At 42.6% G+C, this 10779-nt stretch carries 8 protein-coding genes and 2 pseudogenes; 4 read left to right on the top strand and 6 right to left on the bottom strand.

Annotated elements, in window-relative coordinates; translation table 11 throughout:
• Positions 1-63: 63 nt before the first annotated feature.
• The 3 genes and pseudogenes from QUB33_RS27830 to QUB33_RS27820 form a co-directional block, all read right to left on the bottom strand.
• Positions 64-1084 (bottom strand): annotated as a pseudogene (locus QUB33_RS27830) (IS701 family transposase).
• 198 nt (positions 1085-1282) lie between these two features.
• Positions 1283-2719 carry a DUF2079 domain-containing protein gene (locus tag QUB33_RS27825; RefSeq protein WP_333357355.1) on the bottom strand — a complete coding sequence of 479 codons (1437 nt, stop codon included), beginning with the start codon at positions 2717-2719 and terminating at the stop codon, positions 1283-1285.
• Between the two features lie 9 nt (positions 2720-2728).
• Positions 2729-4312: pseudogene (locus QUB33_RS27820) on the bottom strand (DUF2079 domain-containing protein).
• A gap of 127 nt (positions 4313-4439) precedes the next feature.
• On the opposite strand from QUB33_RS27820, the gene dxr reads away from it, so the two are divergent.
• Positions 4440-5630, top strand: coding sequence for a 1-deoxy-D-xylulose-5-phosphate reductoisomerase (gene dxr, locus QUB33_RS27815; RefSeq protein ID WP_333357349.1), 1191 nt, complete (start codon positions 4440-4442; stop codon positions 5628-5630).
• Between the two features lie 357 nt (positions 5631-5987).
• Here the strand turns inward: dxr and QUB33_RS27810 are convergent, their stop codons facing one another.
• Complete coding sequence (locus tag QUB33_RS27810) at positions 5988-6500, bottom strand: phosphoribosyltransferase family protein (protein WP_190660905.1); 513 nt, start codon at positions 6498-6500, stop codon at positions 5988-5990.
• A gap of 54 nt (positions 6501-6554) precedes the next feature.
• Here QUB33_RS27810 and QUB33_RS27805 point away from each other — a divergent pair, with 54 nt between their 5' ends.
• On the top strand, positions 6555-7304 hold the full coding sequence (locus QUB33_RS27805) for a pentapeptide repeat-containing protein (RefSeq protein ID WP_333357344.1): 750 nt from the start codon (positions 6555-6557) through the stop codon (positions 7302-7304).
• A gap of 327 nt (positions 7305-7631) precedes the next feature.
• On the opposite strand, the gene QUB33_RS27800 is transcribed toward QUB33_RS27805, so the two are convergent.
• Together QUB33_RS27800 and QUB33_RS27795 are read right to left on the bottom strand one after the other, a co-directional pair.
• Complete coding sequence (locus QUB33_RS27800) at positions 7632-7832, bottom strand: hypothetical protein (RefSeq protein WP_039886773.1); 201 nt, start codon at positions 7830-7832, stop codon at positions 7632-7634.
• A 730-nt stretch (positions 7833-8562) separates the two neighbouring features.
• Complete coding sequence (locus QUB33_RS27795) at positions 8563-8760, bottom strand: hypothetical protein (RefSeq protein ID WP_333357341.1); 198 nt, start codon at positions 8758-8760, stop codon at positions 8563-8565.
• A gap of 425 nt (positions 8761-9185) precedes the next feature.
• Here QUB33_RS27795 and QUB33_RS27790 point away from each other — a divergent pair, with 425 nt between their 5' ends.
• Together QUB33_RS27790 and QUB33_RS27785 are read left to right on the top strand one after the other, a co-directional pair.
• The gene (locus tag QUB33_RS27790) at positions 9186-9404 is read left to right on the top strand and encodes a hypothetical protein (RefSeq protein ID WP_333068235.1); all 219 of its coding nucleotides are present in this window, start codon (positions 9186-9188) and stop codon (positions 9402-9404) included.
• Positions 9405-10394: 990 nt separating this feature from the next.
• Entirely contained in the window at positions 10395-10574 is a 180-nt protein-coding gene (locus QUB33_RS27785; RefSeq protein WP_190660908.1) for a hypothetical protein, read from the top strand.
• Positions 10575-10779: the final 205 nt, after the last annotated feature.

Here is a 10779-nt window from a genome sequence, read left to right as displayed (position 1 = left end):
TTTTGAGTAACAGCTTGCCGGATATTTAAAGGCAGCTACTTTTAGATGCGCTCGTTTTTTAGTCTAAACTCCAGGATTCAGGTAATGGAGAATAAAATCACGGGCTACTTCTAACGATAAATTTCTTTGAATTTCATACCAATTATCAATCAATGCCTCTGCCCTCATCAATTCTAATTGGACAAAAGCCCGAATTGAACAGAAGAAATGGGTGACAATAGCCGGAGAACTTCTCACCATAAATTTTTTAATCCCACAAAGTTGTTTGATGGCTCTGTGGTAACATTCAATTCCCCAATGTATCGAATGTGTGGTCAGAAAATCACTTCTAGTTATAACTTCAGTCTCTTTGATATCAGGCCAAAACATGATATAGTATCTCTCTGTGTCGTTTTTGAACTTCTTCTGAAATACTTTCACTTGCCCGACTTTTTTGAGATGAACAACTTGCCCGCAGGCGGGGAATTTCGAGATTTTTCACAGCCGTGTATTTCCCTGGAATCATAGCCACTTGGCGGTTTTTGGCTATCCCCATCATAAAACCTAGTTTTTGGTTTCTCAAAAAATTCAAGTTTTCTTTACTGGAATACCAACTATCTCCTGTCACCATCTGTGGCTGTAATCCCCATAATAACACTTCCGCAATCATTTCCCGAAAATAATCATTTTTGGTTTTTCCCTCCGGTTTGTTATATATCCGATAATTTACGGGTACAGACTTACCATTGCTCTCGGTGTAATACAATGTAATCAGATTAATTCCTTTAACCGGACGGTGCTGATTCCCTGACCAAAAATATCCAATAAATTCTGTTAAATTGGGGTCACTATAAGGCTTTTCAATAACTGTGTCATCCCCACTTAATGTCCCGCCTATTAACTCAATATGTGGTTTGAGTTCATCAAATAAATCTTTTGGTTCATACCTTTCTCTTAACAAAAAACGGTTAATACTATCGTGAGATAGTCCATTTAAAATCGAGGATAGCCGACAGCAACCTGAATATTTAGACTCCGCTAAAAGAAAATATGTGTACTTGGACAGGTCGCAGAGTGCGGTGGATGGCTTAGTTCTGGTTCTAATATTTTTTCTCTCCTGATAACTTGAGCAATTTTACCCAATCCTGTTTTTTTTAGGAATTGAATTCACCTCTATTCCAGATATACACAATAGAGTTATTTTGTCAATGCGTAAGTCCTAGTGAAGTTGGCAAGAAGGGCTTTGAAAGTGGAGGATTAGCGCGAATTTGTTGACTGTTGACTGATGACTGATGACTGCTGACTAATGACTCCTAGTAAATAGATATATGTCGTCTCGCTGATATTTTAGTTGAAACTGAGGGGTGTTTTTTAGTTGAGTTACTAGGTTTTTAACAAATTCTCGCTCGCTCATCCAGCCAGGATATCTAAGGTTCAGCAATACATAATCAAATTCTGCGAGATTTGCAGGCGGCGCGTTAGCCTGAGTTAATCTTACTACAGGGCGGTGCGCTAAATGCGGAGCAATCTGAACATTTGTGAAAACACTGCCTTTGGTTTCAACAAGAGAAATTGCCTCTCTTGTAGCTGGCAAAGTGTCGAGCCCATTTAAATAAATAGTCCAAAAATAGCCGTATTTCGCTAAAGCTAAGAAAGCAATCAACGACCAAATTACAATGACTCTAGGCAATGGATAATTAGGAATTGGCAATCTATCAAATATTGTCTTTCCCTTTTGCTGATTGCTAGCTGCTAAACTGGAAATTACGGCAACCAACAAAAACGGCAAGATCGGCACAGAATATTGATGAACTAAATCCCGCTGAGCGGGGCGATCGGAAAGAATATTCATCGCCAACATCGGCACAGCACTAATTAAAGATGACAGATGACGCGGGGACAGCCACCAAATTACTGGTAATAGCAATAAGGCTAAATATTGCAAAGTTTCTAAAGAAAATAAACGCCCTAAAACTAGATTTGGTTTCACTATTAAATTAATAGCAATTTCAAAAACTGACTTGCCCAAATATTGATATCGCCCAATTGCCGCGTGTTCTCTTCCCTGATTAAAATACGGTATAACTGCCTGAGTAACTACCAGGAACCAACCCACGCCTAGAAAGAGAGCTATGAGCCCACAATTACGTTTTTTGTCAAAACACAACAGCCACAAACCCATCGCAGCCACAGTTAAAGATAGGACAGCTTTGCAGCTCAAAACTAATACAATAGCAGCACAAAACCACAAGGTTTTATTCAGCCTCGCGGCTAAGATTGCTGCTAGCAGTGCTGGTAAAGCAATGACTTCTGGGTGGAAGTCGAAGAGATTGACATTAAATACTAATGGATAGAGGAGGTAAATACAGGCGATCGCCCCAGATATGCTATTATTTAATCCGGCTTGACGTGCCAAACTCCAACTCGGCCAAGCGCCTAAAGCTAGGGAAACAGCTTGCACTAAAAAAAGCCAGTGAACATCTGGATATATTTTGTAAAGTAAAGCTAGTGGATAGAAAATAAAAGCGGCGTGGTCGCCCCAAATATTTATTGCCATTAAAGAGGAAAATGGCGTTTGGTTTTGGGAGATTAAATAAATTGCTTGGTCAAAAATTGCTAAGTCGAATGCAGTTGACTGAAACAAAGCGTGTCGCGCGCTGCTGGCGGCAAATAAGACTAGCGTTGTCACGACAATCATTAAAAATACTGGATGAGATTTTAGGGATTTTAAAGTTAGCATTTTATTGGTTTAATCAACGATTCGTTTAAATAGGAGAACTTCGTTTTTTTTATAAGTTAATTTAAAATCGGCAGAGTTTTTAAGTTGATTGGCTAAGGTATTACCAATTTTTTACGTATCAGGCCAGGGATGGCGCAGGTTTAATAATATGTATTGAAATTCAGCTAAATTTGTTTGGGGCGAAATTTGTGAAAGCAATTTTACTATTGGGCGGTGGGCAAAGTGAGGTGCAAGTCTATTATCTGTTAAAATACTGCTTTGGGGTTGAACTTGTGCGACTGCTTCGCGTGTAGCTTGCCAGGTATCTAGTCTATTTAGGTACAGATAAAAATCTTTATATTCGCCCACACATAGGAAAATTAGTAATGACCAAATTATCATGATTCTCGGCAATTGAATTCCCTGCCAAAGTTGAGAAATTCGTAAGTTTTTAAATTGTGGCCGATTGACCCATGTTAAAAACTGTTGCTTATTTGCTTTATCCTCTTCCTGGTTGCCTTTTATTTCTTCCCTGCTTCTTGTTTCTTCCTTCGCGATTACTGCTAAAAATAAAAATGGAATTACAGGCACTGAATACTGATAGGCTAAGCTGCGTTGAAATGACAAGTCAGAGAGGATATTGATGAGCAGGGTAGGGATGGCAGGAATTAGCGCTGTTAGATATTGTAGGCGTAGTTTGCCAGAAAATGGCAATACCAGCCCAATCACAGGTAAGGTGACGAGAAATAAATATTTGAATGTATCGAAGGAAAGGATTTTTCCTAATACTAGCTGTGGTTTTAAGATGAGATTGATGATGATTTCTAGTACGGATTTGCCTAAATAGCTGTAGCGCCAGACTCCAGCGACTTCGCTGCCGCTAAAGAAGGGGATGATTTTCTGGGAAGCTATCAAAAACCAAGCTGCACCTAGCAAAAGTGCGATCGCCCCGTACCGTTGCTTTTTTTCGCAAAAAAACAGCCAGACACCCATAGCGACAACGGTTAGGGACAAAACCGCCTTGCAACTGAGAACTAACACTATAGCGGTACAAAACCACACAATTTTATTTAAACGCGCCGCCAAAATTGCTGCCAAAAGTGCGGGTAAAGCGATTACTTCCGGGTGAAAATCAAATAAATTAATGTTAAATACCACCGGATAGAGCCAATAAATCAATGCGATCGCACGCGATTGTTCTTGATTTAAACCTGCCAAACGCGCTAAACTCCACGTAGGCCAACCCCCTAGGGATAAAGCAACTGCTTGTACCAACAGCAGCCAATGCACATCCGGGGAAATTTTGTACAGCCAAGCTAGCGGATAATAGATTACCGCTGCGTGATCGCCCAAAATATGAATCCCCATTAAAGAAGAAAAAGGCGTTTGGTTTTGGCTTATTAAGTAAATTGCTTGGTCAAAAATTCCCAAATCGAAAGCAGTTGATTGGAATAAAGCGTACCGTAAACTCCTACACACCAAGAAAATTGCCGCAGCAGCAGCGATCGCCCAAACCAAACTCGACGGTAGCTGCGATCGACCTTCCTCTATATTTTCGGCGATCGAGACACTGATGTCCTCACTGGAATCAGCAAAATTTTCCCTATTCTGCATGAAATCTGGCACTAGGTGGTCACTCAAAATATGATTCCATCGAATGTGCTTTCCACGCAATAGTTAACGACTAATTTTTATCCCCGCAATCGTAATATTAGAATAATCCACAAAACATTAAAAAATTGTGAAAGCAATAACTCTTCTCGGCTCCACAGGCTCCATCGGCACTCAGACTCTGGATATTGTAGCTCAATACCCCGACAAATTTCGGATTGTCGGGTTAACCGCCGGACGAAATGTAACGTTGCTGGCCCAGCAAATTCGCCAGTTTAGACCGGCAATTGTCGCGGTTTGCGACGAAGATAAATTACTGGAATTGAAGGAGGCGATCGCAGACATCGACCCTCAACCTATTTTACTTGCTGGCGAGTCAGGCGTTGTCGAAGTTGCCAAATATGGCGACGCTCAAGCCGTCGTCACCGGTATAGTTGGCTGTGCCGGTTTGCTGCCAACAATTGCGGCTATCAAAGCCGGCAAAGATATTGCCTTAGCCAATAAAGAAACCTTAATCGCAGGGGGCCCCGTTGTCAACCCCCTCATCGAAAAATACGGCGTTAAAATATTACCTGCTGACTCGGAACATTCAGCAATTTTTCAGTGCCTGCAAGGTGTTATGGTTGGCGGGTTGCGGCGAATTATTCTCACTGCTTCGGGCGGTTCTTTTCGAGATTTGCCGATCGACAAATTAGCCGCAGTAACAGTAGCCGATGCTTTAAAACATCCGAATTGGTCGATGGGGCAGAAAATCACGATCGATTCTGCTACTTTGATGAATAAAGGATTAGAAGTAATTGAGGCTCATTACTTGTTCGGAATGGATTATGACGACATTGATATTGTCATCCATCCTCAGAGCATAATTCACTCCTTAATTGAGCTGCAAGATACCTCGGTTTTGGCGCAATTGGGATGGCCGGATATGCGCTTGCCGCTGCTTTACGCTTTGTCTTGGCCGGAGCGAATTCATACAGATTGGGAACGGCTGGATTTGGTAAAAGCTGGGGATTTAACTTTCCGAGAACCCGATCACGAAAAGTATCCTTGTATGCAGTTGGCTTATGCGGCGGGACGTGCGGGCGGTTCAATGCCTGCGGTGCTGAATGCGGCAAACGAACAGGCGGTCGCGCTATTTTTGGAGGAGAAAATTCAGTTTTTAGATATTCCGAAGTTGATTGAAAAGGCGTGCGACAAACATCAAACCGATAACTGTGAAAGTCCTGGTTTAGACGATATTTTGGCGGCGGATAGGTGGGCGCGGCAGGAAGTTTTGGCAGATAGTATGGAATTGGGCGATCGCATTCTTTCGGTTCGCTAATTGTATCAGCAGACTTGCACTTACCCACAAGCCCGCCGGGGAATTAATTCCCCGTCTCATAGCTAAAGTTGGTTGAAATTGAGATATTGCACCATTCTCAAGAACAGGCATCTTGCCTGTTCCACAAAGAGTGAATTTTGTTGTGGGGTGGGCTTCTAGCCCGCCCATAAAAGGCTTATTGAGAATGGTGCAATATCGGAGTTGAAACAAACTGCCAAACCTTAATAAATATTCAGTTTTCTTTGAGAGGAGTTTAGCTATGAGACAGGGGTTGAAACCCCGGACGGACTATGCCAAAAAGTGCAAAATATCCCCCAAACCATGTTAAAAGTTGACCAGATGTTAGCCTTTTATAGACTAACTCCCAACTTTCGCCGCCAAATCAGCCGCACTCATCTTTTCGTACATTTCAAAAGGTTGGTGAATCCAAGGATTGTCAGCCAAATAATCTACATAATAATCCGGCTTTGCAACAGAACAAGCCTTGTACCAGAGTACAGCAGTCCGAATTTCCTGAATATCATCGCCGTAGCGACTCTTCAGCCAAGCAATACTTTGATCTAAACTAATTCCCGAATCCACCAAATCGTCAATCAAGAGAATGTGGCTCCCCAAATTATCGCCCACCATTGTCAAATCGCGGGCAAACTCGATCGCACCCCGGACATTTCCCTCGGCCCCACCATAGGACGAGGCAGCTAAAATCGCCAAAGGTTTGTCGAAAATCCGCGACAGAGTATCTCCAACCCGCAGCCCTCCCCTCGCCAGACAGACAATTCGATCGAATTTCCACTGAGATTCCTCAATTTTTACAGCCAAATCCTCAATTTTCCGATGGTACTCAGGCCAAGAAACGTAAAGGTCGCTCATTCCTAATATTATTGAAATATCAAAGGTATTATTAAATATTTTGGGGAAAATGACATGGATGCAGAGGAACTTCTCAGACGCTATGCAGCCGGAGAACGGGTTTTTCACAAAGTAGACCTGGCCGGGGTCAATATGTCAAGGACAAACTTGCGCGATATTGACCTGAGTCACGCTAATTTAAAAGGTGCAAATTCGATCGGTCTCACCCTCTACAGAGCTAATCTGTATCAAGCAGATATCAGTCAAGCCAACCTCTCCCAAGCCAACCTCATGTCCGCTAATTTTGGCGAATGCGAGGCGGTGGGAGCGAACTTGAGCGGAGCCATCTTGCGAAGTGTCGTGTTCAGCGGGGCCGATTTAACGGGGGCGAGTCTCAGGGGTGCAGACATGAGAGATGCAAACCTTCAGGGGGCAATTTTGATTCAAGTTTATGCAGTTAACGCTAACTTGCAAGGTGCAAATTTGACAGAAGTAAAGCTTTGCGGAATCAACCTGAGCAAAGCAAATTTAACCGATGCGAACTTAACACAAGCTGACCTCAGCCGTGCTAACCTAACTCAAGCAAATCTGAGTTGGGCAAATTTGACGGAAGCAAATCTGGAAAAAGCGGATTTGAAGGGAGCCGATTTGAGCGGAGCTAACTTGAGCTGTGCAAATCTCCATCAAGCAGATTTGAGCGGAGTTTCCCTTAAGGGAGCAAATCTCCGGGGAGCAAACTTACATCAAGCTTCTTTGCGCGGGACAAATTTGAATGAAGCGAATCTGAGAGAGGCCATGATGCCTGACGGCACAATCTCTGACTAAAGAAGCTGAGAAAATAGAAGTTAAAACCGCAGGGTGCTTGTGGCGCACCCTACATTTAGGCTAATGCCTGATTTTTTTAAGGGGATTTAATTCTGCGTTAATCTCATGCGCCCAAAAATCGAGAGAAGCCCCGGACTCGTGTTGTGGAGAGGCAAAAATTTTAGAGTCTTGTTCAAGCTCCCAGATTCATCTGTGGAGTAAATCTAAAATCTCAAATTGCTAGAGTGACCGGGACTCCACGGTTCGACTGAGCGCTTGCGGAGGTCTAAAATCCAAAATTGACTGACAGTTCATTTAAAGAGAGTGGCAAAAAAAATTGGTGATTATTTAATCTACAACCTTCAGCCAGCCCCGGCGAACGGCGTGGAGCAAGCGGTTGATGGCTATTTGATCTTCTTCGGTAAGACAGTCATTTAAGAGCGCTGTCTGGAGCTGTTGTCGGTGAGTGGGAGTCAGCAGACCCGAGTGATATACCTGAAAGACTAGCTCTGCAATAGTAAATTGAGGTAAAAGCGTTTGGGTTGTCATCATGTGTTTTTTTTTGAACTCGCTTTTGACAGTATTGACTAATTTTTCCAAAATTTATGTGATTCAACTACAGAAGTAAATGTGATCGATTGGCTCTTGATGAGTGATTTGTGTCAGCCGAACTAGGGGATCGGATATTTCCTCGATAGCCCTGCTACTTGAAACACAAACCCCGTCCCGATTCCTCGCTTCTGGCAACTCCCACATCTCTACTTTTGGTTAAGAAACGGTGACAAATAAATTAATATTTATCTATTAACAGATTACTAATGACTGCTAGCGAAATCGCTCGGCTTAATTCAACGTAAAACTTTTAGCGTGTTGAGAAGCCGGCTTTTACCTACATTTACCTAGTTTCTGGGTATGGTCTTTTTTCCGTGTATATACTTAATGACCCGCCCAAAGACAGATACAAGTTTTCGATAGGAGTCCCCAGCAGCCCCAAATTTTAGGCCCTAGTTCAAGCTCCCAGATTCATCTGTGAAGTCAATCTAAAATCTAAAATCTAAAATCTAAAATCTAAAATCTAAAATCTAAAATCTAAAATCGACTGACTGCTTCAAATCAAAAATCCCGGCTTCTTCAAGAAACCGGGTCGAGCTTTTCGATCGCAGTACAATTTTTTTTGGAGAGGGTTAATGGAGCGACCTACTCACGAAAATCTTATTGTTAGCAAAGCTTGACAGGAGAGACAGTAGAAATACTCATCTCAACTTCTTGTGTGAGGAAACTAATCGGAAATCCTGACCCATCCGCGGCGGATGGCGTGCAGCAGGCGGTTGACTGCATCTCGGGCTTCTTCGCTGAGAGCGCTTTGGCAGAGTTCGCGCAGCCCGTGGCTTTCAGTGCGAGTCAGATTGCCTGAATGAGTGACTTGATAGAACAGTTCAGCGATCGCGCGATCAGATTTTAAAGTCAGAGCTTGCATGAAATCTCGTTGAACTCGACTATTATAATATCGAACATTTGAGAAAAGAGTAGGGTGATTGCAGTCGGGTAAGCTGTGTGATCGTTCTTGGCTCGATTTGTGACCGAAGTCTGCGAGTCTACGTGAGTTAAATCACAGTAAACCAAAGACCTCGATCGCATAAGCTATGATTGGGGTGGTAGCCTCAAGGTTTGACAAAACCTCGAAAAGCACTGAACGCAAGGCTTTGAGTCCCCAAGACCGCCGCGCAGCGGAAGTATGTCCGCTCTACATCGCAGGCTCTGGACTCGGAGAGCTGTGAAACTTTGGGTTTTAGACACTTGCAGCTTGCAGCTCAGGGCATAAAGTTGCGAGCTGCGAGCCACGGCCTGAGATACAATAATTATAAATACTTCTATCCCATCTACAGGCAGGCAGGTAAAAAAATGATAATGATTAGCTACTTTTCTATTGCCTTAATCGTTTTTCTTGTTTGGTTCAAAAGTTTTTGGAATGATACAGCGACATCTAAAAAAGACGTGATATCTTGGATAGCCTTAATAATGGGGCCTTTGTTTTGGCCTGTTGTTCTGCCCCTATCCCTTTTGCAAATTACCAGCAAAAAGTCTGTTGTAAAAACAGCTCAATGCGAGCAAGAATTATAATTAATTGTGGAAGTAACTGGCTTCAACAGAGTTGCTTATCTCGTCCTAAATTATTCGGCACGCATCGCTCCGGGCAGCGAGTAAAGGAGCTTGTTTCATTGTAAAAAAAATGCAGCTAGAAGGTAGAATTCAATAAAAATTCTGAATCCTAAAACAGTATTTTTTTACCGAGATCAAATTCTGCCTTCGGCTTTTTGACCCTGCCTGAAAACTGATACAAGTTTCCGACAGGAGCCGGCCGCCGCCCAAAATTTTAGGAGCTTGTTCAAGCTCTCAGCTTCATCTGTGGAATAAATCTCAAATCTCAAATCGTTCAACTGAACGAGATTGACTGAGCGCTAGCCGAACGTCTCACGCCCAAGTCTCGAATAGACTGATGCCTACTTTTCTTCTGTCACATCGTGATTTAAGGGTGGGGCTCAGTCAAAATTGTCAGACCCAAATTGTCGGACAGCGACAGCAACATTTTTTTACTCAAAAATTATCGACAACCTCAACCAAGCTCAAAATTAATATGTAATGTAACAGGGCTTGTTCCTGGCAAAAATATAACTTCAGACATATTTTCGCCTGCCGCTGACCAACATAAGAATTTTTATTACTTCCGGCCACGGCGTACCATTAATCGAATGTGGGAAAATCCTGGGTAGGCGTTGAAAAACAGCTACGCTCTTTGCTCTGTCACGTTTTCCAGAGCCCTCTCTTCAAATCGTAGCAGCTCTAAACAGAAAATTGTAGAGTTCGTTTATACCCAAATTGCCTAACTCTTACCGCAGTTAGATAGACAATTCAAGGCAGAGACTGCAACATGAAATAGGCAACAAAAACTGTTTCAAATCTCAAGTACGACTTATTTTAGGCGATCGGGCATCAGGAGTGTATAACGCGAGCCAGCTAAATTTTTAGAGGTGCGAGATGTTTGGGAACTTCTAAAAAAAAGTGCCGTCACGGTATCCAAATTCGTTATTTGCATAAAAAGTAGGAGTCAAAATGAACGAAGTATCTGAGAAACCAATTTATAGAGTTCTTAATCTATTGTCGCTGCTAGCGCTGAGCTACTATGCCGCTACTTCCATCAATTATATTTTCGAGAGTGACGCTCACATCTACAAGTACGACAGCCAGAGTAATTCCAACGTGTCACCAGCGCAACTAAAAGCACACCGCTAGGAATAAATTGTAGAGATTTTCTCTGAATGAATGCCAAACCAAATTTCTGGAAATTTGCTAATCTTTAATGCTCTGCTCGAATTTAACAACACTTAGTAATTTTGTAAGGATTCAGGTCTTTGATTGGGCAGGGTAAGAGCATCTTAATCAGCCCTGACACAAGCATTTGAGAATCTGCATCATATAGTCATCATTCATCGCCGCT

This window comes from Microcoleus sp. B3-A4 (assembly GCF_036705385.1).
Taxonomy (GTDB): domain Bacteria; phylum Cyanobacteriota; class Cyanobacteriia; order Cyanobacteriales; family Microcoleaceae; genus Microcoleus.
The sequence above is the reverse complement of the archived record's forward strand: the minus strand, read 5'-3'. Positions and strand labels throughout refer to the sequence as shown.